We start from the raw sequence: 24915 nt of genomic DNA on the forward strand, positions 1-24915 counted from the left end.
ATTACTTCTTCTCCATCTTTGCGCCGTAGCGGCTGCGTGCCTGCTTACGGTTCTTGACACCCTGGGTATCGAGGGCGCCACGGACGATCTTGTAGCGGACGCCCGGGAGGTCCTTCACGCGACCACCGCGGACGAGCACAATGGAGTGCTCCTGCAGGTTGTGGCCAACACCGGGGATGTAGGCGGTAACTTCAATGCCACCGTTGAGGCGCACACGCGCCACCTTACGGAGAGCCGAGTTCGGCTTCTTCGGGGTGGTGGTGTAAACGCGGGTGCAGACACCGCGGCGCATGGGGCTGCCGTTAAGCGCGGGGGCCTTGGTCTTTTTGACCTTCGGCGTGCGGCCCTTGCGGACCAGCTGGTTAATCGTAGGCACTCTCGTGTTCTCCGTTTTATCCGGAGTGGCCGCTTCCAGCCACTCTCCTTTGCGTTGCCCCGCCGCCTGGGCCTTGAAGAAGGTCTCCATGGCGGCGAAGGCGAAGCCTTAATAGTCGGATCGCATACGTAGGGCATGACCTGACTCGCGTCTTCAATGGCCCCTAGGCATGCAAAAATGTGGCATACGTTGCACAAGAACCCTGCAAACCGGAAACGTCGCTCTGGCTCAGCCCTAAAGCTGGAACCGGCGCACTCATCCACTGCCACAATAACAATTGGTAACAAGTCTAGCATGGAAGGCCCCTACCCCTTAATCGGCGGGGTGTTAAACGGGGATGGTCCCCCACCTTGCGGTGAAGGACCATCCTTGCGTCAGGCGCTTCCGGTTTTAGCGGAAGTCGTTGCCCAGGTCGTAGTCATCCAGCGGGATGGCGTGGAACTCGGGGGCTCCTTCCCCACCCAGGGTGTCGTACGAGAAGTCACTGAACGCGCTGGGGCCGGTGAACAGGTTGGCCTTTGCTTCCTCAGTGGGCTCGACGGTGACCTCGGTGTAGCGCGGGAGGCCCGTGCCGGCCGGGATCAGCTTACCGATGATGACGTTTTCCTTGAGGCCGAGCAGCGGGTCGCTCTTGCCTTCCATGGCCGCCTGCGTCAGGACGCGGGTGGTCTCCTGGAAGGAAGCTGCGGACAGCCAGGACTCGGTTGCCAGGGACGCCTTGGTGATGCCCATGAGCTCGGGACGTCCGGAAGCCGGAGTCTTTCCCTCGGACACAACGCGGCGGTTGGCATCCTCGAAGCGGCTGCGCTCGGCGAGCTCGCCGGGCAGCAGGTCCGATTCGCCGGACTCGATGACCGTGACGCGGCGCAGCATCTGGCGGACGATAACCTCGACGTGCTTGTCGTGGATACCGATGCCCTGGCTGCGGTACACGCCCTGGACTTCGTCCACCAGGAACTTCTGTGCCGCACGCGGACCCATGATGCGCAGGACCTGCTTGGGATCCACCGGACCGTTGATCAGCTTCTGGCCGACGGTGACGTGGTCGCCGTCCTCGATCAGCAGGCGTGAACGGCGCAGGACCGGGTACGCGATCTCTTCGGTTCCGTCATCGGGGGTGATGACCAGGCGCATCTGGCGCTCGGACTCTTCGATGGTGATGCGGCCGGCTGCTTCAGCAATCGGTGCGACACCCTTCGGAGTACGGGCTTCGAAGAGCTCCTGGATACGGGGCAGACCCTGGGTGATGTCGTCGCCACCGCTGGCGGAAACAGCACCACCGGTGTGGAACGTACGCATGGTCAGCTGGGTACCGGGCTCACCGATGGACTGTGCGGCGATGATGCCTACGGCCTCGCCGATGTCCACGGTCTTGCCGGTTGCCAGCGAACGGCCGTAGCACAGTGCGCAGGTTCCAACGCTGGACTCACAGGTGAGTACGGAGCGGACCTTGACCTCGGTGATGCCTGCCTTGAACAGCTCATCGATCACCACGTCACCGCAGTCGGTGCCGGCGGCTGCGAGGACCTTGCCCTCGGAGTCCACGACGTCGACGGCGAGCGTACGTGCGTATGCACTGTTCTCGACGTTCTCGTCCAGGACCAGCTCACCGTTGGAATCGGCGACGGCGATGGGCGTGACCAGGCCACGCTCGGTGCCGCAGTCCTCTTCGCGGACGATGACATCCTGGGAGACGTCCACCAGGCGACGGGTCAGGTAACCCGAGTTGGCGGTACGCAGTGCGGTGTCAGCCAGGCCCTTACGGGCACCGTGCGTGGCGATGAAGTATTCCAGAACCGACAGGCCCTCGCGGTAGGAGGACTTGATGGGACGGGGAATAATTTCACCCTTCGGGTTGGCCACCAGGCCACGGATACCCGCGATCTGGCGGACCTGCATCCAGTTACCACGTGCACCGGAGGACACCATGCGGTTGATGGTGTTCATCGGAGACAGGCTGTCGCGCATTGCCTGGGCGATCTCGTTGGTTGCCTTGTTCCAGATCTCGATCAGTTCCTGGCGACGCTCGTCGTCGTCGATCAGGCCCTTGTCGTACTGGCCCTGGATCTTGGCGGCCCGCTCCTCGTAACCGGCGAGGATCGCCGGCTTCGCAGCCGGAACCTCGATGTCCGAGATGGCGACGGTGACGCCTGAACGCGTGGCCCAGTAGAAACCGGCATCCTTCAGGTTGTCCAGCGTTGCCGCGGTGACAACCTTCGGGTAGCGCTCGGCGAGGTCGTTGACGATGCGGGACAGTTCGCCCTTGTCGGCAACAGCCTCAACCCAGGGGTAGTCCTCGGGCAGGGTCTCGTTGAAGAGGACCTGGCCCAGGGAGGTCTGGACGAGCGCGGGCTGACCCTGCTCCCAGCCTTCCGGAGCTTCCCACCCGGCGTACGGCACGAAGCCTTCGAGGCGGATCTTGACCTGCGAGTTCAGGTGCAGCTCGCGGGCGTCGAACGCCATGATGGCTTCCGAGACCGAACCGAAGATGCGGCCTTCGCCGGCTGAACCCTTGCGCTTGGTGGTCAGGTGGTAGAGGCCGATGATCATATCCTGCGAGGGCAGGGTGACCGGACGTCCGTCAGAGGGCTTCAGGATGTTGTTCGAGGACAGCATCAGGATGCGGGCCTCAGCCTGGGCTTCGGGGCTCAGCGGCAGGTGGACTGCCATCTGGTCGCCGTCGAAGTCAGCGTTGAAGGCGCCACAAACCAGCGGGTGGAGCTGGATGGCCTTGCCTTCAACAAGCTGCGGCTCGAACGCCTGGATGCCGAGGCGGTGCAGGGTAGGTGCACGGTTGAGCAGCACCGGGTGTTCGGTGATGATCTCTTCCAGCACGTCCCAGACCTGCGGACGGTAACGCTCAACCATGCGCTTTGCCGACTTGATGTTCTGGGCGTGGTTGAGGTCAACCAGGCGCTTCATCACGAACGGCTTGAAGAGCTCCAGGGCCATCTGCTTGGGCAGGCCGCACTGGTGCAGCTTCAGCTGCGGGCCGACGACGATGACCGAACGGCCGGAGTAGTCCACGCGCTTGCCGAGGAGGTTCTGGCGGAAACGGCCCTGCTTGCCCTTGAGCATGTCGCTCAGGGACTTCAGCGGACGGTTGCCCGGTCCGGTGACCGGACGGCCGCGGCGGCCGTTGTCGAAGAGGCTGTCAACAGCTTCCTGAAGCATGCGCTTCTCGTTGTTGACGATGATCTCCGGTGCACCCAGGTCAAGCAGGCGCTTGAGGCGGTTGTTGCGGTTGATCACGCGGCGGTACAGGTCGTTGAGGTCGGAGGTCGCGAAGCGTCCACCGTCCAGCTGGACCATGGGGCGCAGTTCCGGCGGGATCACCGGGACGGCGTCGAGGACCATGCCAAGCGGGCTGTTGTTGGTGGTCAGGAACGCGTTGACCACCTTCAGACGCTTGAGGGCACGGGTTTTGCGCTGGCCCTTGCCGTTGGCGATGATGTCGCGCAGCAGGTCCGACTCGGCCTGCATGTCGAAGCCTTCAAGACGCTTCTTGATGGCTTCGGCACCCATGGAGCCTTCGAAGTACATGCCGTAGCGGTCGCGCAGCTCGCGGTACAGGCCTTCGTCACCTTCGAGGTCGGCGACCTTGAGGTTCTTGAAGCGGTCCCAGACCTGCTCGAGGCGCTCGATGTCGGCGTCGGCACGCTTGCGCACGTTGGCCATCTGGCGGTCCGCAGAGTCGCGGGCCTTCTTCTTGTCGGCAGCCTTTGCACCTTCACCCTCAAGGCGCGCAATTTCGCCTTCGAGGTCACGGGCGATCGCCGCGATGTCGGAGTCGCGGTTGTCGATCAGCTGCTTCTTCTCGATGTCGTGCTCAACCTGCAGGTTGGGCAGTTCCTCGTGGCGGGCAGCTTCGTCGACGCTGGTGATCATGTAGGCAGCGAAGTAGATGACCTTTTCGAGGTCCTTCGGTGCCAGGTCAAGGAGGTAGCCCAGACGTGAGGGAACACCCTTGAAGTACCAGATGTGCGTGACGGGTGCGGCCAGCTCGATGTGGCCCATGCGTTCGCGGCGGACCTTTGCGCGGGTGACTTCAACGCCACACCGCTCACAGATGATGCCCTTGAAGCGGACGCGCTTGTACTTGCCGCAGTAGCATTCCCAGTCCCGTGAAGGGCCGAAGATCTTCTCGCAGAAGAGGCCGTCCTTCTCGGGCTTGAGCGTGCGGTAGTTGATGGTTTCCGGCTTCTTAACCTCGCCGTAAGACCAGCCGCGGATGTCTTCCGCGGTGGCGAGGCCGATCTGCATGAGGCCGAAGGAGGATTCGCTGGACATATGGTCCCTGTTCTCTCTTGTTCTCTAAATTCTGAAGTCTTGGGTGCGGAATGAGGAAAGGAGGACGACGGCGGACGCTCAGCCCGCCGTCGTCGGACCCCTTAGACCTCTTCTACGGAACTGGGCTCTGCACGAGACAGATCGATGCCCAGTTCTTCCGCAGCCGTGAAGACTGCGTCATCAGAGTCACGCATTTCAATTGTGGTTCCGTCCGTGGAAAGAACTTCCACGTTCAGGCACAGCGACTGCATTTCCTTGATCAAGACCTTGAAGGACTCGGGAACGCCCGGCTCGGGGATGTTCTCGCCCTTGACGATGGCTTCGTAGACCTTCACGCGGCCATGGATGTCATCAGACTTGATGGTGAGGAGTTCCTGGAGCGTGTAGGCGGCGCCGTAAGCTTCGAGCGCCCAGACTTCCATTTCACCGAAGCGCTGGCCACCGAACTGTGCCTTACCACCCAGCGGCTGCTGCGTGATCATGGAGTACGGGCCGGTGGAGCGCGCGTGGATCTTGTCGTCCACCAGGTGGTGGAGCTTCAGGATGTACATGTAGCCGACCGAGATCGGATCCGGGAACGGCTCGCCGGAGCGGCCGTCGAACAGGCGGGTCTTGCCGGAGGAGTTGATCAGGCGTTCGCCGTCGCGGGTCACGTTGGTGGAGTCCAGCAGGCCCGTGATTTCCTCTTCGCGGGCGCCATCGAACACCGGCGTTGCAACAGTGGTCTGGCCACTTTCGCGCGGCAGGTTCGGCAGCTGCTTGACCCACTCGGGTTCGCCTTCGATCTTCCAGCCGGTCTTGGCAACCCAGCCGAGGTGCGTTTCGAGCACCTGGCCCACGTTCATGCGCCCCGGGACACCCAGCGGGTTCAGGACGATATCAACGGGGGTGCCGTCGGCAAGGAAGGGCATGTCCTCCACGGGGAGGATCTTGGAGATAACACCCTTGTTGCCGTGGCGGCCGGCGAGCTTGTCGCCGTCGGTGATCTTGCGCTTGGCAGCGACGTAGACGCGGACCAGCTGGTTCACGCCCGGGGGAAGCTCGTCGTCGTTGTCGCGGTCGAAGACGCGCACGCCGATGACGGTGCCGGACTCGCCGTGGGGAACCTTCAGGGAGGTGTCGCGGACTTCGCGGGACTTCTCACCGAAGATGGCGCGCAGCAGGCGCTCTTCCGGGGTCAGCTCGGTTTCACCCTTCGGGGTGACCTTTCCGACCAGGATGTCCCCTGCTTCAACCTCGGCACCGATGTGGATGATGCCGCGCTCGTCCAGGCCTGCCAGGACTTCCTCGGACACGTTGGGGATGTCACGGGTGATTTCCTCGGCACCAAGCTTGGTGTCGCGGGCATCGATCTCGTGCTCCTCGATGTGGATGGAGGAAAGAACGTCCTCGGCAACAATGCGCTGCGAGAGGATGATGGCGTCCTCGAAGTTGTGGCCTTCCCATGACATGAATGCCACGAGCAGGTTCTTGCCGAGGGCGAGCTCGCCCTGGTCCGTTGCCGGGCCGTCGGCGATGATGCCGCCAACTTCCAGGCGCTGGCCTTCGTTCACCAGCACACGGTGGTTGTAGCAGTTGCCCTGGTTGGAGCGGGCGAACTTGTTGATGCGGTAGTTGGTCTCCGTGCCGTCGTCGTTGAGCATGATGACGAGCTCGGCGGAAACCTCGGTGACCACACCGGCCTTCTTGGCGATGACAACGTCACCGGCGTCGACGGCTGCGGCGCGCTCCATGCCGGTGCCCACGAAGGGGGCCTCGGAACGGACCAGCGGCACGGCCTGGCGCTGCATGTTGGCACCCATGAGTGCGCGGTTTGCGTCGTCGTGCTCCAGGAACGGGATCAGGGCGGTAGCCACGGACACCATCTGGCGCGGGGAAACGTCCATGAACTCGACGTCCTCGGCGGGAACGAGGACGGGCTCGCCTCCACCACCGCGGGCACGGACCAGGACGGTCTCTTCGGCGAACTTCTTGTTCTCGTCCAGCGGCGCGTTGGCCTGGGCGATCAGGACCTCAGCCTCGTCGTCGGCCGTCAGGTACTGGACGTCGTCGGAAACGACGCCGTTCTTGACCAGGCGGTACGGCGTCTCAATGAAGCCGAACGGGTTGATGCGTCCGTAGGATGCCAGCGAACCGATCAGGCCAATGTTCGGGCCTTCAGGGGTTTCGATGGGGCACATACGTCCGTAGTGGGACGGGTGCACGTCACGCACTTCCATGCCGGCGCGGTCACGGGACAGACCACCCGGGCCAAGGGCCGACAGGCGGCGCTTGTGGGTCAAACCCGAGAGCGGGTTGTTCTGGTCCATGAACTGGGACAGCTGGGAGGTTCCGAAGAACTCCTTGATGGCTGCAACCACGGGGCGGATGTTGATCAGGGTCTGCGGCGTGATGGCCTCGACGTCCTGGGTGGTCATACGCTCGCGGACAACGCGCTCCATGCGGGACAGGCCGGTGCGGACCTGGTTCTCGATGAGCTCGCCGACGGCGCGGATGCGGCGGTTGCCGAAGTGGTCGATGTCGTCGATTTCGACGCGCAGGTCCACTTCCTGGCCGTCACGGGTGCCCTTGATGGTCTTCTCTCCGGCGTGCAGCGCAACGAGGAACTTGATCATGGCAACGATGTCTTCAACGTGCAGGACCGAGGCTTCCTTGTCGCCAAGGGAGCGGTCGATGCCAAGCTTGCGGTTGATCTTGTAGCGGCCAACCTTGGCCAGATCGTAGCGCTTGGAGTTGAAGTACAGGTTGTCCAGCAGGGACTGGGCAGCCTCGACGGTGGGCGGCTCGCCCGGTCGCAGCTTCCGGTAGATGTCCAGCAACGCGTCTTCGCGGGTCTCGGTGGCGTCCTTCTCCAGCGTTGCGCGCATGGAGTCGTACTGGCCGAACTCTTCGAGGATCTGGCCTTCGGTCCAGCCGAGGGCCTTCAGCAGGACCGTGACGGACTGCTTGCGCTTGCGGTCGAGGCGAACGCCGACCTGGTCGCGCTTGTCGATTTCGAGCTCGAACCAGGCGCCGCGGGACGGGATGATCTTCGCGGTGAAGATGTCCTTGTCGCTGGTCTTGTCGGCGGCACGCTCAAAGTAGGCGCCCGGGGAACGGACCAGCTGGGAGACGACGACACGCTCCGTGCCGTTGACCACGAAGGTGCCCTTCTCGGTCATCAGCGGGAAGTCGCCCATGAACACGGTCTGCTGCTTGATTTCGCCCGTGTTGTTGTTCATGAACTCGGCTTTGACGTACAGCGGAGCGGAGTACGTAGCGTCCCGGTCCTTGCACTCGGCCATGGTGTACTTGGGGTCAGCGAACTCCGGATCCGAGAAGCTCAGGGACATGGTGCCCTGGAAGTCCTCGATCGGGGAGATCTCTTCGAAGATGTCCGACAGGCCGGACGTGGTGGCGACGCTGAGATCGTTTTCTTCGACAGCCTTCGCTACGCGTGCCTGCCAGCGTTCGTTACCGACCAGCCAGTCAAAGCTGTCCGTCTGCAGGGCAAGCAGATTCGGAACGTCAAGAGGTTCGTGAATCTTTGCGAATGAGAGCCGGCGAGTGGCACCATCAGTGCTGTCGGCAGTGTTAGCGGTTTCGTTATTAGAGGTGCTCGAGGCGACCAAGAGGGATCCTTCCACAGACCTTCAGGCGTTTTCAGATCTCCCCCGCTGTGCACCCTGCGGAATGCTCCGCAGTGCTACCATCCGGTTCCGCTATATGACCCGGGGCCCGCGCTGACCATGCTGTGACGTGGTTGACGGCACATTGATTGTCAGCTGCCAGGCAAAGCCCACCGCTATATGAAGGCTGAAGGTAAACAGGGAAGACGCAAATATCTACGATACGGCAAAATAACCTACATGTCTACCCCATGTCCGGCCGGAATGCAAGCACCGGTTTTTGCGCCTCTTCGGGACTACAGCCGCAGCGTGACCCCGGCGTCCGTGCATGTCCCTGCGTTGGCAAAGACGGCGTCCCGGACAGCGTCTTCTGACTCCTGCGCCGGCCCACTGCCGGATCCGGCGGCACCCGAATGGTCAATGGCCAGCACGCTCAGTGATGCGAACAGGCCGCGAAGGTCGCCGGACACCCTGCCCTTTGCCTCTTCAGCCTGCAGGTAGATGTCCTCGTAGCCCTCGGAATCGCCGGAAGGAACGGCCGCGTAGCGTTCAAAGAGGGAGTTGAAGAGCTCGCACGCTACCTTGGTGCCACTAGCAGGGGACGACGACGGCGTCCCGGCGCTGCCGCCGACGGCGCCGCTGGTGCGGGTGGGGCCTGGCTCCGGCTGGGATGGGGGCGCGGAGGCGGCTTCCTGGTCAGGCACGGATACGGAACAGGCTGTGAGCGCTGCGAGGGTGACGGCTGCCGCCGTGGCGAATAGTTTTTTCACGCTGCTGCTCCAACCATCCCGGGGCAGGGACCCGCGGTTCCCCCTGCAAAAGTGTCCGCGGTCCACCCTACGCACGCCGCCGCCGTCGTGCACGTTCAGGGGATGGGGACCTCTCCCCTGCCTTCCCCGCCACCGCGGCCGCCCCACGGGAAGCTGCGGTGCCGGTCACGCCTCAGCGTGCCGGCGGAATGCACATAGCGCGCCAGGCGTTTGAATACTTAGGTGACCAGGGTCACGATAGCCTTGGTGGCACACACCGGAAAACGGATCGGAAGAGATAACCATGGGCAACTCCCGTGACAACACTGACGTTGTCATCCTCGCAGCAGCGCGCACCCCGCAGGGCCGGATCAATGGGCAGCTGGCAAGCTTCACCGCCGTGGAATTGGGTTCCCGCGCCATCAAGGCCGCCCTGGACGCCAGCGGCGTGAATGCCGGCGACGTGGAAGCCGTCATCATGGGCCAGGTGCTGCAGGCCGGTGCCGGCCAGAACCCCGCCCGGCAAAGTTCAATCGGAGCCGGCATCGGCTGGGACGTCCCTGCCGTGACAATCAACAAAGTATGCCTGTCAGGACTCACTGCGGTGATCGACGCCGCCCGGATGATCCGCGGCGGCGAGGCGGCAGTGGTGGTGGCCGGCGGCCAGGAATCCATGACCCGGGCCCCGCACCTGCTTCCCGGCTCGCGGCAGGGCTGGACCTACGGTTCAATCCAGGCCCTGGACGCCGCCGCGCACGATGGCCTGACGGACGCTTTCGACGGGCAGTCCATGGGCCTGTCCACCGAGACCCGCAACTTGGCCCTGGGCATTGACCGCACATCGCAGGACAACGTGGCCGCCCAGTCCCACCAGCGGGCAGCGCTGGCCGCCAAGAATGGAACGTTCGACGACGAAATCGTCCCGGTCAGCATCAAGCAGCGCAAGGGCGATCCACTCGTAGTCTCCGTTGACGAGGGCGTCCGCCCCAACACCTCCGTGGATTCGCTCGCCGGGCTGCGCGCGGCTTTCGTGACGGACGGGACCATCACCGCAGGGAACTCCTCTCCCCTCTCGGACGGGGCCGCAGCCCTGGTGCTGGCCTCCCGCGGCTATGCCGAGGAACACGGCCTGGAATACCTGGCCGTCGTCGGAAAACCCGGGCAGGTTGCCGGGCCGGACAACTCGTTGCACTCACAGCCGTCCAGTGCCATCCAGAATGCCTTGGGACGGGCAGGCTGGACCACAGCTGACCTGGACTTCATTGAGATTAACGAAGCCTTCGGATCCGTGGCCGTTCAGTCGCTCAAGGACCTGGACTACCCGCTTGAGAAGTGCAACATCCACGGCGGCGCCATTGCGCTGGGCCACCCCATCGGCGCCTCGGGCGCACGGCTGGCCGTCCATGCTGCGCATGAGCTGAAGCGCCGCGGAACGGGTAAGGCCGCCGTGTCCCTGTGCGGCGGCGGCGGGCAGGGCGAAGCGCTCCTGCTCTACCGCGACTGATGGCGGGCCCGGTTTTGAGCGGGGCGGACGGCGCCGGACACGGACGGTTCCTGGCCGACGCCTCCGCCCGCGGGCTGGCGGTGGACATCGTGGAACGGCCGGCAGCCAGGAGCCTCGAAGAGGCGGCCGGCATTCTGGGCATCAGCCCTGCGGACATCGTCAAGTCGCTGGTGGTCAAGCACAAGGACGGTACTTTCCTGTTTGCGCTGATCCCCGGCGACCGCCAGATCTCGTGGCCCAAACTGCGAACCCTGGTGGGTGTCAACAAGCTGTCGCTGCCGCCCGCGGACATGGCCCTGGAGGCGACTGGGTATGAGCGCGGCACCATTACGCCGCTGGGCAGCACCACCAGCTGGCCGGTCTACGCGGACGCCACCATCACCGGGCGCCGGATCTCGATGGGCGCGGGCGCCCACGGCTACAGCGCCTTCGTGGACGCGGATGCCCTGACCGCTGCCCTGGACGCTGTTGTAGCGGATATCTCCGATCCCGCTTAAAGCAGGAAGCCCCGCTTTAAAGCAGGAAGCCCCGCCCACAAACGTGGACGGGGCTTCCTGAGGAAAAAGCGCGTTACTACTTGAGGGTAACGGTTGCGCCTGCAGCCTCGAGCTGCTCCTTGGCCTTCTCGGCAGCTTCCTTGGTTGCACCTTCGAGGACAGCCTTGGGAGCGCTGTCAACGAGGTCCTTGGCTTCCTTGAGGCCCAGGGAAGTGATGGCGCGAACTTCCTTGATCACTGCGATCTTCTTGTCGCCGGCAGCTTCGAGGACGACGTCGAAGTCAGTCTTCTCTTCAACCTCTTCAGCAGCAGCGCCGGCGGGGCCAGCAACAGCAACAGCAGCAGCGGTAACTTCGAAGGTCTCTTCGAAGAGCTTGACGAACTCGGAGAGCTCGATGATGGTCAGTTCCTTGAAAGCTTCAATGAGCTCTTCGTTGGTGAGCTTCGCCATGGTAGGCGTCCTTCCTGTTGTGGTGTTCAGCGGCACGCGGCCATGCTTCACACCGGAGTCTGGTCTAAAAGAGAGTTAGTTCTCTTCGGTGGCTGCGGCTTCGGCCGGAGCTTCGGTCTCTGCTGCTTCTGCGGCGGGAGCTTCTTCAGCGGCGGGCGCCTCGGCAGCTGCCGGTGCACCGTTCTCTTCTTCAAGCTTGAGGCGCAGAGCGTCAATGCTGCGTGCAGCGGCGGCGGCAGGGGCCTTGAGGACGCCTGCAACCTTGGCGAGCTGCAGCTCGCGGGACTCGAGAGCTGCCAGTGCGGCAACCTCGCTGGCGTTCAGTGCCTTGCCCTCGAAGTAACCGGTCTTGATGACCAGCTGCTTGTTGGTCTTGGCAAAATCCGTCAGGCTCTTGGCAGCGGCAACTGCGTCACCCTTGATGAACGCGATTGCAGTGGGGCCGGAGAGCTGGTCGTTGAATGCTTCAACGCCGGCTTCCTTGGCTGCAATGGCGGTCAGGGTGTTCTTGACGACCGCGAACTTGGTGTCCTGGCCGAGAGAAACACGCAGCTGCTTGAGCTGTGCAACGGTGAGCCCACGGTATTCGGTCAGGACAGCGGCGTTCGATTCCTTGAAATCGTTAGTGATCTCAGCTACTGCTGAAACCTTGGTAGGCGTTGCCATAACCCTCCTTCCGGGGATAGTGCCGGTATTCGACGGTCCCCGCTCGGATGAGCTAAAACTAAAAACGCCCCGCGCAGATGCACGGGGCTTGGCTCAACACAGGTATCCCATGGAGCTTTGCTTCGTTCACCTGCGCCGGCCGCCCTACGTTGAGGGTCCTTCGTCCGGAAACCCGCTTCATTCCCCCGCGCAGAACTGCAGATTTGAGCCATGCTCAGGGGAGTGGATTTCCAACAACCGACGGTCTTTGGTCATCCCAGTCTAAGGGAGGTCCCGCCGCTCCGCCAAATCGGCAGTCAGCTGTTGCTGGTGCGTAGGTGCGGAAGCTCCTTCTGCCAGATTCCCGTCACGCCCGCGGTCCGGAATCCCAATTGCTGGTTGACGGTCAGGAGGTAACGGTTTTCCGGCGCATTCCAGGTGTAGATGACCCGGGCATCAGGAAACTGCTCCGTCAGCCGTTCCATGTTCGCCACCTTGATCAGGAGTCCGAGTTTGTTCCCGCGGTGCTCCTGCAGGACGAGGGTATCGTCCTGGAAAACCACGTCGGCGCGGTGGGCCAGCACAGTGATGGTGGTCAGGCCCACCAGCGCCCCGGTGGCGAGATGCTCGACGGCGGTGACCACCGTCCGCCGGCCCTGCGCAATGGCAACGTCTTCGGCCTCCCGGAGGATGGCGCCGTCGAACACCAGGTCCTGCTCCACCGGCACGTGCAGCGAGGGGTCGACGTCGGCCCCGGCCTGGTTTTCGAGGACGGCAACGGCCTCCAGCCAGCGGTCAGGGCACCGGTCCGTCCAATGGTGCAGCCGGTACCGGCCGTTGTTGGCGTCCTCCGCTTCGGCCTGCAGGTCCGCTACCAGCTTCGAGTCCAGCGGCAGCAGGCACGAACTGAACTGCTCAATGTGCTGCAGGGTGTAGCCGGTTCGTTGGGCGAACTCCACCTCGCGGCTCTCCAACGGCACGAACCCCTGCCCTGATCCGGGGACCAGCTGGGCACGTTCGAATTCGTGCAGGGACGCCCCCGGATGGTTGGTGTCCACCAGGATCATGCTGCGGCCTTCATTGCGGGCCAGCTGCTCGGCGGCCTGGAGCAGCCTCCTCCCGACGCCCTGGCGCTGGAACTCGGGCAGGATGTCCAGGGTGAACTCCGCCAGGTCCAGGTTGTCCGTGAGGGGAAGGGCAATGTCAACGGTGCCTACAATTTCCCCGTCCACCTTGGCGACGAGGATCAACTGCCGCTCGTAGGGATCCGCGAACTCAAGGAGCTTTTCCAGGGGGCCGTAGGCGAGGTCGTCGCTGCCCCAGGTCTGCATGCGGACTTTGCGTCCCACTTCGACGGCGGCAAGGAAGTCTGCAGCGTCCGGCGCCTCGAGTGAATCAGGGATCCAGAGCTGCTCGATCTTCACGTCTTGTGCCATAGGCGCATCATCCCAGCCGTTTCTGCCACTCACCTTCATAACCAGCCGGCCTGAATCCAAGGGCAATATTTATGGCCAGCATATGTTGGTTTTCACTGGCGTTCCACGTCAACACAGAACGCGCCGCCGGCCATCTGCCCTGGGCGCGCCGTAGATTTGCCACCTTGGTGAGCATGCCCAGGCGGCGGCCGCGGTGTTTTGCCGTGACCAGGGTGTCCTGCTGGGCGATGGATGCCGGCACACCGGGCCGCCAGTTGAGGACCGTATAGGCAACCAGCTCCCCCGTGGCGCTGTGCAGTGCGGCAGTCACCGCGGAGTGGACGCCGCCGCGGGCCATCGTTTGCTCCTCCTCCCGGACCCTGGCTGCATCCCAGTCCTCGCCCTCCCAATCCATCCCGGCGATGGGAACGTCCGTGCTCATCCGTGCTTTGAGAAGCGCGTAGGCCTGCACCAGGTCTTCGGGGCAGGTGTCGTCCCAGCCCGTGATGCTGTAGCCGCCTGCTCGTGCTGCTGCGTCTGCCTCCAGCCGGTCCAGCAGCTCAGGCGCGACGGGAAGGTCGAGCCGGCTGGACCGTTCCACCTGTTCCAGCTCGTAGCCGGAAGCGGCGGCGAAGGCCACTGCAGGTTCGGTGACCGGCAGGCCCCCGGCACCGGACTTGGCGGGGAGCAGGGGGTTCCCGTCCGCCGCGGCCAGCGGAACCTCGTGGTACCCGTAGAGGGATGTCCGGCCCCGTGTCCTGGCAATCGACTCTGCGTGTAAAAGCAGCGTCCTGCCCACCCCCCGGCGCCGGTGGGCGGGCGCGATCAGGACATCGACACCGGCGGTATGGGTGTTCTCGCGGAGCGGCAGTTCCACGGAGCACATACCAACGGTCTCCCCGTTCAGCCTCGCCAGGAAGAGCTGCCGCTCCTCGTATTCACTGCCCCGCCAGAACTCGGCAGTTTCCTGGAGGGTGGGACAACGGTCCAGGTTGCCCCACAGTGCAAGCTCGTGCCCCACCCGCAGGGCGTGGCATTCCCTGAGATCCGCTGTGGGCCCTGCAGAAGTGGCATTGGTGCCGGGTTCCGGCATCACCTTAACAGCAGAGATAACGGGAGCAGCGGGGGCCCCTGGGAAAGTATCCGACTCTGGGTCAGCCATTCCTACAGCTTAGGCAAAAGGTGCCGGCGCCGGCATAGTTCCGCAGCTTAAGACAAAACCGCCCGGCACGGGTGCCGGGCGGTTTTGTTGCGGCGGACAGGTTCCGCTGCAGGAGTTTCAGACGAGGATTTAGGCCTCGGTCAGAACCTTGGTGACGTTCGGGTCGACGGAGATGCCGGGACCAAAGGTGGTGGCAACCGTGGCCTTCTGGATGTAGCGGCCCTTGGAAGCGGACGGCTTCAGGCGAAGCACCTCTTCCAGTGCTGCTGCGTAGTTCTCGGCCAGCTTGACGGCGTCGAAGGAGACCTTGCCGATGATGAAGTGCAGGTTGGAGTGCTTGTCGACGCGGAAGTCGATCTTTCCACCCTTGATGTCGTTGACGGCCTTGGTGACGTCGGGGGTCACGGTGCCCGTCTTCGGGTTCGGCATCAGGTTACGCGGGCCCAGGACCTTACCGAGGCGGCCAACCTTGCCCATGAGGTCAGGGGTGGCGACGGCGGCGTCGAAGTCGGTCCAGCCGGCTGCGATCTTTTCGATCAGGTCGTCGGAACCAACGAAGTCGGCGCCGGCTGCGATTGCTGCCTCAGCCTTGTCGCCGGTAGCGAAGACCAGGACGCGGGAAACCTTACCGGTGCCGTGGGGCAGGTTGACGGTGCCGCGGACCATCTGGTCAGCCTTGCGGGGGTCGACGCCGAGGCGGAATGCAACCTCAACGGTGGCGTCGAACTTGGACGGGTTGGTGTCCTTGGCGAGGGTCACTGCCTCGAACGGCGCGTAGAACTTCTCCGCGTCGATCTTGGCGGCTGCTGCCTCATATGCTTTGCTGCGCTTTGCCATGCTGCTTATTTCTCCTTGTGCAGTTGTGGTCTGCGGACCGCGCTGGGCCCTGCCACAGTTGGTGGGCGGGCTCGTTATCCGTGCCCGTTTCCCAACATTTCAGTTTTGGTGGTGCCGGTGTCCCGGCGGTGCCGCCCGTCGTCGTGCCCGTATTCCCGGGCACAACACCAAAGCGGCGGAAGCGGCTAGCCTTCGACGGTGATGCCCATGGAGCGGGCGGTGCCGGCGATGATCTTCGCTGCGCCTTCGAGGCTCGTGGCGTTGAGGTCTTCCATCTTGGTGGAGGCGATCTCGTTGACCTGGGCCTGGGTCAGCTTGGCAACCTTGACGGTGTGCGGGGTTGCTGAACCCTTGGCGACGCCTGCAGCCTTCTTGATGAGCTCTGCAGCCGGCGGGGTCTTGGTGATGAACGTGAAGGAACGGTCCTCGTAGACCGTGATTTCCACGGGGATGACGTTTCCGCGCTGGGCTTCCGTCGCAGCGTTGTACGCCTTGCAGAATTCCATGATGTTGACACCGTGCTGGCCAAGCGCAGGACCGATCGGCGGGGCCGGGTTAGCGGCACCTGCCTGGATCTGCAGCTTGATGAGGCCGGTGACCTTCTTCTTGGGAGCCAATGTAGGGTCCTTCTCTCAATAACGTCCTGGGGCACAGGAGCGTGCCACAGGTTTGTGGCCGCCATGGCAAGGCGGCCGGCCGTTCCGGTACTGCTAAGCGGGCAGCCCCGGGACGAATTCTTGGGTGGTGCTAGATCTTGGTGACCTGGTTGAACGCCAGGGTAACCGGCGTTTCGCGCTCGAAGATGGACACGAGCACCACGAGGGTCTGGGATTCGACCTTGATCTCGGAGATGGTGGCGGGAAGGGTCTCGAACGGGCCTTCCTTGACGATGACGGACTCGCCAACCTCGAAGTCAACGTCCACGGGGGCCTGGTTCTGCTTGTTGACCGGCTTGCCCTTCTCGGCCTGCTCTTCCTCGAAGACGGGAGCAAGCATGGAGAAGACCTCGTCCAGGCGAAGCGGCACTGGGTTGTGGGCGTTGCCCACGAAGCCTGTGACACCCGGGGTGTGGCGGACGGCGCCCCACGAAGCATCCGTCAGGTCCATGCGGACCAGCACGTAGCCGGGGATGCGGACACGATTGATGACCTTGCGCTGAGCGTTCTTGATCTCAACGACTTCTTCCATGGGCACCTGGATTTCGAAGATGTAATCTTCCATGTCCAGGGTCTGGATGCGGGTTTCCAGGTTAGCCTTCACGCGGTTTTCGTAACCGGCGTAGGAGTGGATGACGTACCAGTCACCTTCCTGGCGGCGCAGCTTGGCCTTGAACTCCTCGGCGGGGTCAACGTCTGCTTTGGCGGCAGCAGCGGCGAGGGCGTCATCGGACTCCTCTTCGGAGCCGGCGTCTGCCTCGGCGTCAAAGTCGGAACCGGCGTCCTCGGATTCGGGCGCGGAGGAATCAAACTCAGACTCGTCACCGGCTTCTGCCGTGACGTCCGCGGACTCTTCCAGCTCAGTCTCGGTTACCTCGAGCTCCTGCTCAGACACTTGGTCTCCTGCTTCCTCATTGCCTAACATGCCTATTTAAATGGCTCAATTCCGCACACCGGCGTTCCGTCCGGGAATCCCGGAGGAACACGCGGCCTGCGGACCGTGCAGCGTTAGCTGTCCGTGGTGCCGGTCCCGCCGAAGACCCAGCCGACGGCGGTTCCAAAACCGATGTCCAGCAGGCTGACGATGACCATCATGATGCCCACGAACACCAGCACCACGAGCGTGTAGTTGATCAGTTCCTTGCGGGTGGGTGCAACAACCTTCTTCAGTTCGCCGATGATCTGGCGGACGAAGAGTGCAATGCGGGCGAAGAAGTTTGCCTTGGCGTCCTTCTTAGCTGGGCGGCCCTTGGAGCTGCTGGCAGCTGTTTCGGTCACCTGGTCCTCGCTCATCTTTGCAATGGTGGATTACCCGGCCCTGAACAGAACCATGGTTGCTGCGCTTGCCCCGGATTTTCGCCCGGGGCGCTTGCGCAGGGCAGACAGGACTCGAACCTGCAACCTGCGGTTTTGGAGACCGCTGCGCTACCAATTGCGCCACTACCCTATGGAGTGAATTCCACTCTCTGACAACGAGCCGCCAGTTTGAACTGGGGCGCACGTCATCATCCGTGTTTCAACACCGGTGAACCAGTCTACGCAACAACTTCGCGTTCGTCGAACCGGCCCATTTCCGGCCCTCACCCGATGGCCTGCCTGACATTTGACCGGGAAACAGTCACAAATCAAAACCGGCAACCCGGAGGGTCCGGTGAACAGCATAGAGTAGAACTCGTCGAATCCCACATTCCAGCCCCCCGGCTGCAAGCGAAGAACGGACCTGCCATGTCTGCCGCCCGCGTTTCCCAGCGCATTTCCGCAATTGCCGAATCCGCAACCCTCGCCGTTGACGCCAAGGCGAAGGCGCTGAAGGCAGCGGGCCGGCCGGTTATTGGGTTTGGTGCGGGCGAGCCGGACTTCCCCACGCCGGACTACATCGTTCAGGCGGCCATTGAAGCTGCCGGCCAGCCGAAGTACCACCGCTACTCCCCTGCCGGCGGATTGCCGGAACTGAAGAAGGCCATCGCCGAGAAGACGCTGCGCGACTCCGGCTATGCAGTGGAGGCCTCCCAGGTCCTGGTGACCAACGGCGGCAAGCAGGCTGTGTACAACACTTTCGCCACCCTGGTTGATCCGGGCGATGAGGTTATTGTCCCCACCCCGTTCTGGACCACCTACCCGGAGGCCATCCGCCTGGCCGGCGGTGTGCCCGTGGAGGTCTTTGCGGGCCCTGAGCAGGACTACCTGGTAACTGTGGAACAGCTCGAAGCAGCCGTTACGGACAGGACGAAGATCCTGTTGTTCGTGTCGCCATCCAACCCCACCGGCTCTGTCTACTCGCCGGAGCAGGTGGCGGAGATCGGCAAGTGGGCAGCGTCCAAGGGCCTCTGGGTGGTCACGGACGAGATCTACGAGCACCTGACATACGACGGCGTTCCCTTCACTTCGATCGCCACTGCGGCGCCGGAACTGGGCGACAAAGTGGTCATCCTGAACGGTGTTGCCAAGACCTATGCCATGACCGGCTGGCGCGTGGGCTGGATGATCGGTCCGGCCGACGTCATCAAGGCCGCCACCAACCTCCAGTCCCATGCCACGTCCAACGTCTCCAACATCATGCAGATCGCGGCCCTCGCCGCGGTCTCCGGCCCGCTGACCGCTGTTGATGAGATGAAGGTGGCATTCGACCGCCGCCGCAAGGCGATCGTTGCGGGCCTGAACGCGATTGAGGGCGTTGAATGCCCGACGCCGAAGGGCGCCTTTTACGTCTACGCCGACGTCCGCGCGCTGCTGGGCAAGGAGTTCCCCACCGCCTCCGGCACCGCATCGCCGCAGACCTCTGCCGAGCTGGCAGCGCTGATCCTGGACGAGGTTGAGGTGGCCGTGGTTCCGGGTGAGGCCTTTGGCCCGTCCGGCTACCTGCGCCTTTCCTACGCCCTCGGCGACGAGGACCTGGCGACCGGCGTGCAGCGGCTGCAGGACTTTCTGGGCAAGGCCCAGTAGGACGCTCTCTCACCTAACGCAGGAATTCCCCAAACGCTCTCTCACCTAACGCAGGAATTCCCCAAACGCTCTGTCACTCCCTTCACGGAGGGTGAGAGAGCGTTTGGCGTTATGGCCCATCAGGTGAGAGAGCGTTCGGGGTTAAAGCGCATCAGGTGAGAGAGCGTTTGGGGCACCGGGTCAGAGGAGGCGGCGCTCAGCGGCCCACTTGGTCAGCTCGTGGCGGCTGGAGAGCTGCAGCTTCCGCAGCACCGCTGATACATGCGTTTCCACCGTCTTGATGCTAATGAACAGCTCCTTGGCCACTTCCTTGTAGCTGTAGCCGCGGGCGATGAGGCGCATGACCTCGAGTTCCCGCGCGGACAGCCTGTCCAGTTCGTCGTCGGCGATGTCCGCGGGCGCGGTGCCGAAAGCGTCGAGGACAAAGCCTGCAAGCCGCGGCGAGAAGACGGCGTCCCCGCCGGCAACCCGGTACACGGCGTCGGTAATTTCCGTCCCCGAGATGGTCTTGGTGACGTAGCCGCGTGCTCCCGCCCGGATGACCGCCACGACGTCCTCGGCCGCGTCCGAGACGCTGAGGGCCAGGAACTTGGTGGCGGGCAGCAGGGCCGCGGAACCGGCGATGACCTCACGGCCCCCGCCGCCCAGGCCGCCGGGCAGGTGGACGTCCAGAAGCACCACGTCCGGGCGTTGCTGCGCAATGACGGCGATGGCCTGTTCCACCGTCGCCGCCTCGCCCACCACGTGGATACTGGGGTCCAGGTCCGCTTTCAGGCCCGAGCGGAAGATCGCGTGGTCGTCGACAATGACCACCCTGGCGGACCTGGCGGCCGGTTCCGAACCCTGTCCCTGCGTTGTGTTCATGGTTTGCCTTCCGTGCTGTCCTGCGGGGCGGCGGGAAAGCCCAGCCGCACCTCCGTGCCCTCGCCGCTGCTGCTGATTGCCGCCGTGCCGCCGTGGCGGTTCATGCGCCCGATGATGGATTCCCTGACCCCGAGCCTGTCCTCCGGCACATGCTGCAGGTCGAACCCGGGGCCGCGGTCCTTGATGAAGACCTCCGCACGGCCGCCGGATGCCTCCAGGTAGACCGAGACGGTCCCGCCGCCGTGGCGGGAGGCGTTGAGCATGGCCTCCCGGCTGGCCTGGATCAGCGCTTCATGGCCCTCCGTGACGGCAGTGTCCCCCACACAGACCACCTCGACGGCGTTGCCCAGCAGGTCCTCCACCTCGGCCGCCACGGCCTTGATCCGGTCCGACAGCTGCCCGGCGTCCTTGCCGGGATCCGCGAAAAGCCAGCCCCGCAGCTCACGTTCCTGGGCGCGGGCCAGCCGGATGACGTCGTGCTCGCTGGCCGCCCGCCGCTGGATCAGGGCCAGCGTCTGGAGTACCGAGTCGTGCAGGTGGGCGGCGATCTCGGCCCGCTCGGTTTCCCGGATCCTGCCGGCCCGCTCCGCCTCCAGGTCGCGCCAGAACTTCAGCGCCCACGGCAGCAGGACCAGCACTACTCCGCCAAGGACAGCCACCGAGGCCAGCAGCGCCAACCAGGTCTGTTCCCAGGAACCGGAGCCGGACACCATCACCAGGACGCCGGCCACCACCAGCGCCAGTCCGGCCGCAAGCCGGGCCCAGCCCCCTGCCTGGTCCGCCTTGGTTTTGTCCACGAGCCCGGCCCGCCGGGTCTCGTCCAGCTGCATCCACGCAATGGAGGCGCCGCCCAGCACGGCCGCTGCGGGTATCAGTGTCCCCAAGGGAACATCCACGCCCAGCAGTTGGGCAATCAGGATGCCTGCCACCAGCAGCAGCCCGGCCCCAAGCAGGATCTCCTTGCCGTAGCGCATCTCCCGGAACCGGAACCAGGGTGGCCGCACCGTCTCTGACCCAGGCGCTGCGGCGTCTTCCGGGGCGGGGTATCCGAGACCGTGTGGAGAGGCGGTATCCGCCCGAAGGCCGCCATCGGGCGTGCTGGGCGGAGCGATCCCGCCGCCTGCCGGCGCCACCGTCCAGGGCACGGCGGCCGGCACAGTCTCACGGCTGACAGCCGGTGCAATGGGCGACGACGGCCGGCGCGCCTGGCGCCGGGCGCTTTCGTCAGCCGTGGGGACCATGATCCACAACCAGGCATAGAAGACGACGCCGGCCCCGCCGGCCAGTGAGGCAAGGACCATTGCCACCCGCACGTGGACCACGGGCACGCCCAGGTGGGCGGCGAGGCCGGAACACACGCCTGCGATGAAGCGGTCGCTTCTGCGGACCAGCGGGACGCGTGTGGGGACGGTTGTCATGGATCAATCCAAGCACGGATCAGGGTTTCCCGGCCCGCAATCCGGCCGGATCCGGGGTCCTCTCAGGGGCTGTTCAGGGTGTCCCCCAGTAGAGCCGAGGCTCCTCAAGCGGAAGGATCGAAGCATGAACTCGCAAACCCCCACCCCTGACGACGGCCACCCGACGGAGCCCCTCCCCAAACGGGAAAACGAAAACCCCACCAGGCCCCTCCCGCCGGCTGACTCCCTCTCGGCGCCTTCCCCCTCACCTGCTCCCCCGTCGGCGTCGGACCAGAATCCGGAGCACGAAGACGAGGACGGCCCCGCTCACGGATCCATGCGGGATGACGAGGCGTACGACGGCGCCGGCGCGGCTTATGCCGGGCAGCCGGCCGGAGCGTACCCGGGCCAGGGCAGCCCCGGCCCGGGCAGCGAAAGGCAGGGTGCAGGCAGCTACCCCTATGCCGGAGCACCCAACCAGCAGGCCGACTTCTTCGGCTGGGTGCGCAGCCATGGGATCACCCGTGGCCAGGACCGCTGGATCGGCGGTGTCTCCAGCGGCATTGCCCGGCGCCTGGGCATCGACCCGCTGATCGTCCGCGGCGTCTTCATCGTGATGACCCTTTTCGCCGGCATCGGTGTACTTTTCTACGGCCTGGCATGGGCCTTCCTGCCAGAGCCCGATGGAAGGATCCACGTCCAGGAAGCCGGCGCAGGCCGGTGGACCAGCGGCATGACCGGTTCCCTGATCGCCGTAATCCTGGGCTTCAGCGGACTGGGCGGCGATTTCTGGGGCTGGAGCAACCACGGTTTCGGCGCCTTCCTCTGGACCCTCTTCTGGGTTGGCGGCGCCATCTACCTGGTCTACTACCTCGCGCAGCGTAACAAAGCAGCGGTGGGCACGGCGGCGGGCGCAGCCGCACCCGGCGCCACCTCCTACCCGGGCAACCCATACCCCGGCACCACCATGCACTCTGGCGCAGTCTCCACGGCAACGGCGCCCCCGTACTCGGACGTTGCAGGGACCGGCCCGTTTACCGGCAGCCCCTACGGCACCGGCGGCTCCGGCAGCGGCGGCTGGGACAACAAAGGCGGCGGCAGCACCTGGCAGCCGCAGGGTCCTCCGCCGGCACCCAAGGTGCGCCCCGCAGGTCCCGGTGCCCCCGCCGTCGCGATCGCTGCCGGCAGCGCACTGATTGTCGGCGCGGGACTGAAGGCCCTGGACGTCACCAACATCATCGACCTCGGCGACTCCACGAACGCCATCGCCTGGGCCAGTGCGGCGGCGGTCCTGGGCCTCGGGATCCTCATTCTGGGCTTCCGCGGCCGCACCTCGGGCATCCTGTCGTTCTTTGCAGTGGCAGCCCTCATCACGGGAGGAATCTTCAACGTGGTGGGCAACAACGGCGAGCGCGTCCGATTCCAGGAAGTTGACTGGGCACCCACGAGCATCCAGCAGGCAAGCGAGGGGCTGAACATCACGGCGGGACGCGGAACCGTTGACCTCACCGGGCTCGCCCTGGACGCCCCCCTCGAGTCCGAGGTGCTTGTCCCCCTCGATTTCACCGCCAGCAACGTCACGGTGGTGATCCCCGACTCCGTGCCCGTGGACATCCGCGCCGATATGACCCTGGGCAACCTCACGGAAGGCGGAAGCCAGCGCGGCGGGACAACCACACGCGAAAGCAGCTACAACACCGACAAGCCCGGCAGCCCCCTGATCATCGAGATCGACGGCACCGTCAGCAACGTCACCATCAAGGAAGGTAACTGACATGAGCAGCCAGACACCGGCGCCGGACCCGTACATCCCCGGGAGCTCCGCGGCGGCACGCACCGACTCCGTCCCTCCCTCCGGGGCGCGGGTGGGAACCATCGTATGGGGCCTGATCGTACTTGCCCTGGCAGCCCTGATCATCATCGCCCAGCTCGGAATCGTCACCCTCAACGGGACCTACGTCCTGATCGGCCTCATGATCGGGGCGGGAGCGGCCCTGGTGGTCGGAGGTCTCCTCTCCGCCAGGAAAAGTGACAACGGCACCACAACACGGAAGTCTTGAACCATGGATAAATTCTTCAGCATCGTCAGGGGCCTGGGCCTGAAACGCGGACCCCAGCGCATCCTGGGAGGCGTCCTGGGAGGGATCGCGGCAAAACTCAACGTGGACGTGGCCTACGTCCGCATTGCCTTCCTCCTCTTTGCCCTCCTCCCCGGCCCCGCCTTCGTTTTCTACCTCGTGGCCTGGGTAATCCTGCCGGACCAGCGGAACGTCATCCCGCTGCAGTCGTTCCTCGACAGGCGGTCACTGAACCGCCCATGATAAACGGGCACACCGGGCCCCGCTCCCCTTGGAGCGGGGCCCTTCGTGTAACCAGTTTGTGTCGTACCGCACACACCGCACTAGACTCTATGTGAGCTCAGCGTGGCGCTCTGCCTGTAAACCCTCTCCCCAGGATTTGAGCGAGACATGAAAATTGGAATCCTTACCAGCGGTGGCGACTGCCCCGGACTGAATGCGGTGATCCGCGGAGCAGTCCTCAAGGGAATTGCCATCCACGGCCACGAGTTCGTCGGTTTCCTCGACGGCTGGCGCGGCGTTGTTGAGGGCGACATCATCGACATCCCCCGGACCATGGTCCGCGGCATTGCCAAGCAGGGCGGCACCATCCTGGGTACCTCCCGCACCAACCCGTTCGAAAACGGCGGCGGCCCCGAGGTCATCAAGGCCCACATGGAGCGCCTGGGCATCGATGCCATCATCGCGATCGGCGGTGAGGGCACGCTGGCGGCAGCCAAGCGGCTTACCGACGCCGGCCTGAAGATCGTCGGCGTTCCCAAGACCGTTGACAACGACCTCGACGCCACCGACTACACCTTCGGTTTCGACACCGCCGTGCAGATCGCCACCGAGGCCATCGACAGGCTCCGGACCACCGGGGAATCGCACCACCGCTGCATGATCGCCGAAGTCATGGGCCGGCACGTCGGCTGGATCGCCCTGCACGCCGGCATGGCTGCAGGTGCCCACGCCATCCTCATTCCGGAACAGAAAGTCAGCATCGAGCAGATCACCGAATGGGTGAACGAGGCCCATGCCCGTGGCCGCGCGCCGCTGGTGGTCGTGGCTGAGGGGTTCGTTCCCGAGCACATGGAAACCCCGCATTCCGAGCGCGGCCTGGACACCTTCGGACGGCCCCGCCTGGGCGGCATCGCAGACCAGCTGGCCCCTGAACTGGAAGCCCGGACCGGCATTGAAACCCGGGCCACCATCCTGGGCCACATCCAGCGCGGCGGCGTGCCGTCCGCCTTCGACCGTGTCCTGGCCACCCGGCTGGGCATGGCGGCCATCGACTCGGTGGTTGAGGGCTACTGGGGCACCATGGTGGCGCTCAAGGGAACGGACATTGAGCACGTGGGCTTCCAGGAAGCCCTGGGCAAGCTGAAGACCGTCCCGCAGAACCGCTACGACGAAGCTTCCGTCCTGTTCGGCTGAGCCGTCCTGTACCCCTGAAGAGTGCCG

21 protein-coding genes and 1 tRNA gene are annotated in these 24915 nt (G+C 64.5%); 7 read left to right on the plus strand and 15 right to left on the minus strand.

The features are described 5' to 3' along the window. Nucleotide 1 precedes the first annotated feature (1 nt). The 4 genes from rpsL to ACKAE7_RS07325 form a co-directional block, all read right to left on the minus strand. A complete protein-coding gene (gene rpsL, locus ACKAE7_RS07310; RefSeq protein ID WP_018773658.1) occupies nt 2–376 on the minus strand; it encodes a 30S ribosomal protein S12 in 375 nt (124 codons plus the stop codon). A 390-nt stretch (nt 377–766) separates the two neighbouring features. Then, nucleotides 767–4666, minus strand: a complete 3900-nt coding sequence (locus ACKAE7_RS07315; RefSeq protein ID WP_408978832.1) for a DNA-directed RNA polymerase subunit beta' — start codon at nt 4664–4666, stop codon at nt 767–769. A 101-nt stretch (nt 4667–4767) separates the two neighbouring features. Continuing rightward, the gene (rpoB, locus tag ACKAE7_RS07320; RefSeq protein WP_079596667.1) at nt 4768–8277 is read right to left on the minus strand and encodes a DNA-directed RNA polymerase subunit beta; all 3510 of its coding nucleotides are present in this window, start codon (nt 8275–8277) and stop codon (nt 4768–4770) included. A 293-nt stretch (nt 8278–8570) separates the two neighbouring features. Next, nucleotides 8571–9044, minus strand: coding sequence for a hypothetical protein (locus ACKAE7_RS07325; RefSeq protein WP_408978833.1), 474 nt, complete (start codon nt 9042–9044; stop codon nt 8571–8573). A 283-nt stretch (nt 9045–9327) separates the two neighbouring features. Between ACKAE7_RS07325 and ACKAE7_RS07330 the strand changes: the two genes are divergently transcribed. After that, nucleotides 9328–10527: an acetyl-CoA C-acetyltransferase gene (locus ACKAE7_RS07330; RefSeq protein ID WP_408978834.1), complete on the plus strand. Its 1200-nt coding sequence runs from the start codon at nt 9328–9330 to the stop codon at nt 10525–10527. Further along, nucleotides 10527–11024: a YbaK/EbsC family protein gene (locus ACKAE7_RS07335; protein ID WP_190609663.1), complete on the plus strand. Its 498-nt coding sequence runs from the start codon at nt 10527–10529 to the stop codon at nt 11022–11024. Before ACKAE7_RS07330 ends, ACKAE7_RS07335 begins: the two co-directional genes overlap by 1 nt. Nucleotides 11025–11100: 76 nt before the next feature. Here ACKAE7_RS07335 and rplL read toward each other — a convergent pair whose 3' ends face one another. The 9 genes from rplL to ACKAE7_RS07380 form a co-directional block, all read right to left on the minus strand. Continuing rightward, nucleotides 11101–11475, minus strand: a complete 375-nt coding sequence (rplL, locus tag ACKAE7_RS07340) for a 50S ribosomal protein L7/L12 (protein WP_066277893.1) — start codon at nt 11473–11475, stop codon at nt 11101–11103. 75 nt (nt 11476–11550) lie between these two features. Beyond that, the gene (gene rplJ / locus ACKAE7_RS07345; protein ID WP_408978835.1) at nt 11551–12141 is read right to left on the minus strand and encodes a 50S ribosomal protein L10; all 591 of its coding nucleotides are present in this window, start codon (nt 12139–12141) and stop codon (nt 11551–11553) included. A 296-nt stretch (nt 12142–12437) separates the two neighbouring features. Then, complete coding sequence (locus tag ACKAE7_RS07350; RefSeq protein ID WP_408978836.1) at nt 12438–13556, minus strand: GNAT family N-acetyltransferase; 1119 nt, start codon at nt 13554–13556, stop codon at nt 12438–12440. Nucleotides 13557–13563: 7 nt separating this feature from the next. Then, nucleotides 13564–14697: a GNAT family N-acetyltransferase gene (locus ACKAE7_RS07355; RefSeq protein ID WP_408978837.1), complete on the minus strand. Its 1134-nt coding sequence runs from the start codon at nt 14695–14697 to the stop codon at nt 13564–13566. A 129-nt stretch (nt 14698–14826) separates the two neighbouring features. After that, entirely contained in the window at nt 14827–15534 is a 708-nt protein-coding gene (rplA, locus tag ACKAE7_RS07360; protein ID WP_066277900.1) for a 50S ribosomal protein L1, read from the minus strand. Nucleotides 15535–15719: 185 nt separating this feature from the next. After that, complete coding sequence (rplK, locus tag ACKAE7_RS07365; RefSeq protein WP_003803853.1) at nt 15720–16151, minus strand: 50S ribosomal protein L11; 432 nt, start codon at nt 16149–16151, stop codon at nt 15720–15722. Nucleotides 16152–16281: 130 nt separating this feature from the next. Then, nucleotides 16282–17085 (minus strand): transcription termination/antitermination protein NusG, encoded by an 804-nt coding sequence (gene nusG, locus ACKAE7_RS07370; RefSeq protein WP_188809602.1) that lies wholly within the window; start codon nt 17083–17085, stop codon nt 16282–16284. Between the two features lie 113 nt (nt 17086–17198). Continuing rightward, nucleotides 17199–17483 carry a preprotein translocase subunit SecE gene (gene secE / locus ACKAE7_RS07375; RefSeq protein WP_104184345.1) on the minus strand — a complete coding sequence of 95 codons (285 nt, stop codon included), beginning with the start codon at nt 17481–17483 and terminating at the stop codon, nt 17199–17201. A gap of 81 nt (nt 17484–17564) precedes the next feature. Further along, nucleotides 17565–17637, minus strand: a tRNA-Trp gene (locus tag ACKAE7_RS07380). 278 nt (nt 17638–17915) lie between these two features. Between ACKAE7_RS07380 and ACKAE7_RS07385 the strand changes: the two genes are divergently transcribed. Further along, nucleotides 17916–19133, plus strand: a complete 1218-nt coding sequence (locus tag ACKAE7_RS07385; RefSeq protein WP_188809601.1) for a pyridoxal phosphate-dependent aminotransferase — start codon at nt 17916–17918, stop codon at nt 19131–19133. 180 nt (nt 19134–19313) lie between these two features. Here the strand turns inward: ACKAE7_RS07385 and ACKAE7_RS07390 are convergent, their stop codons facing one another. Then, entirely contained in the window at nt 19314–19997 is a 684-nt protein-coding gene (locus tag ACKAE7_RS07390) for a response regulator transcription factor (RefSeq protein ID WP_188809600.1), read from the minus strand. After that, complete coding sequence (locus tag ACKAE7_RS07395; RefSeq protein ID WP_408978838.1) at nt 19994–21415, minus strand: PspC domain-containing protein; 1422 nt, start codon at nt 21413–21415, stop codon at nt 19994–19996. The genes ACKAE7_RS07390 and ACKAE7_RS07395 overlap by 4 nt, the downstream gene beginning before the upstream one ends. A 124-nt stretch (nt 21416–21539) precedes the next feature. On the opposite strand from ACKAE7_RS07395, the gene ACKAE7_RS07400 reads away from it, so the two are divergent. The 4 genes from ACKAE7_RS07400 (at nt 21540) to ACKAE7_RS07415 (ending at nt 24888) form a co-directional block, all read left to right on the plus strand. After that, entirely contained in the window at nt 21540–23168 is a 1629-nt protein-coding gene (locus tag ACKAE7_RS07400; RefSeq protein ID WP_408978839.1) for a PspC domain-containing protein, read from the plus strand. 1 nt (nt 23169) lies between these two features. Continuing rightward, the gene (locus ACKAE7_RS07405; protein WP_192043860.1) at nt 23170–23454 is read left to right on the plus strand and encodes a hypothetical protein; all 285 of its coding nucleotides are present in this window, start codon (nt 23170–23172) and stop codon (nt 23452–23454) included. 3 nt (nt 23455–23457) lie between these two features. Continuing rightward, a complete protein-coding gene (locus ACKAE7_RS07410; protein WP_104184349.1) occupies nt 23458–23715 on the plus strand; it encodes a PspC domain-containing protein in 258 nt (85 codons plus the stop codon). A 147-nt stretch (nt 23716–23862) separates the two neighbouring features. Further along, complete coding sequence (locus tag ACKAE7_RS07415; protein WP_188809597.1) at nt 23863–24888, plus strand: ATP-dependent 6-phosphofructokinase; 1026 nt, start codon at nt 23863–23865, stop codon at nt 24886–24888. Nucleotides 24889–24915 lie beyond the last annotated feature (27 nt).

It is taken from the genome of Pseudarthrobacter sp. NKDBFgelt (assembly GCF_046097905.1).
In the GTDB taxonomy this organism is placed as follows: domain Bacteria; phylum Actinomycetota; class Actinomycetes; order Actinomycetales; family Micrococcaceae; genus Arthrobacter; species Arthrobacter polychromogenes.

Coding starts and splice junctions, on each gene's coding strand:
- ACKAE7_RS07315 (WP_408978832.1), bottom strand. CDS start 4,666: ATGTCCAGCGAATCCTCCTTCGGCCTCATGCAGATCGGCCTCGCCACC.
- ACKAE7_RS07330 (WP_408978834.1), top strand. CDS start 9,328: ATGGGCAACTCCCGTGACAACACTGACGTTGTCATCCTCGCAGCAGCG.
- ACKAE7_RS07335 (WP_190609663.1), top strand. CDS start 10,527: ATGGCGGGCCCGGTTTTGAGCGGGGCGGACGGCGCCGGACACGGACGG.
- rplL (WP_066277893.1), bottom strand. CDS start 11,475: ATGGCGAAGCTCACCAACGAAGAGCTCATTGAAGCTTTCAAGGAACTG.
- rplJ (WP_408978835.1), bottom strand. CDS start 12,141: ATGGCAACGCCTACCAAGGTTTCAGCAGTAGCTGAGATCACTAACGAT.
- ACKAE7_RS07350 (WP_408978836.1), bottom strand. CDS start 13,556: ATGGCACAAGACGTGAAGATCGAGCAGCTCTGGATCCCTGATTCACTC.
- ACKAE7_RS07355 (WP_408978837.1), bottom strand. CDS start 14,697: ATGGCTGACCCAGAGTCGGATACTTTCCCAGGGGCCCCCGCTGCTCCC.
- rplA (WP_066277900.1), bottom strand. CDS start 15,534: ATGGCAAAGCGCAGCAAAGCATATGAGGCAGCAGCCGCCAAGATCGAC.
- secE (WP_104184345.1), bottom strand. CDS start 17,483: ATGAGCGAGGACCAGGTGACCGAAACAGCTGCCAGCAGCTCCAAGGGC.
- ACKAE7_RS07385 (WP_188809601.1), top strand. CDS start 17,916: ATGTCTGCCGCCCGCGTTTCCCAGCGCATTTCCGCAATTGCCGAATCC.
- ACKAE7_RS07390 (WP_188809600.1), bottom strand. CDS start 19,997: ATGAACACAACGCAGGGACAGGGTTCGGAACCGGCCGCCAGGTCCGCC.
- ACKAE7_RS07395 (WP_408978838.1), bottom strand. CDS start 21,415: ATGACAACCGTCCCCACACGCGTCCCGCTGGTCCGCAGAAGCGACCGC.
- ACKAE7_RS07400 (WP_408978839.1), top strand. CDS start 21,540: ATGAACTCGCAAACCCCCACCCCTGACGACGGCCACCCGACGGAGCCC.
- ACKAE7_RS07405 (WP_192043860.1), top strand. CDS start 23,170: ATGAGCAGCCAGACACCGGCGCCGGACCCGTACATCCCCGGGAGCTCC.
- ACKAE7_RS07410 (WP_104184349.1), top strand. CDS start 23,458: ATGGATAAATTCTTCAGCATCGTCAGGGGCCTGGGCCTGAAACGCGGA.
- ACKAE7_RS07415 (WP_188809597.1), top strand. CDS start 23,863: ATGAAAATTGGAATCCTTACCAGCGGTGGCGACTGCCCCGGACTGAAT.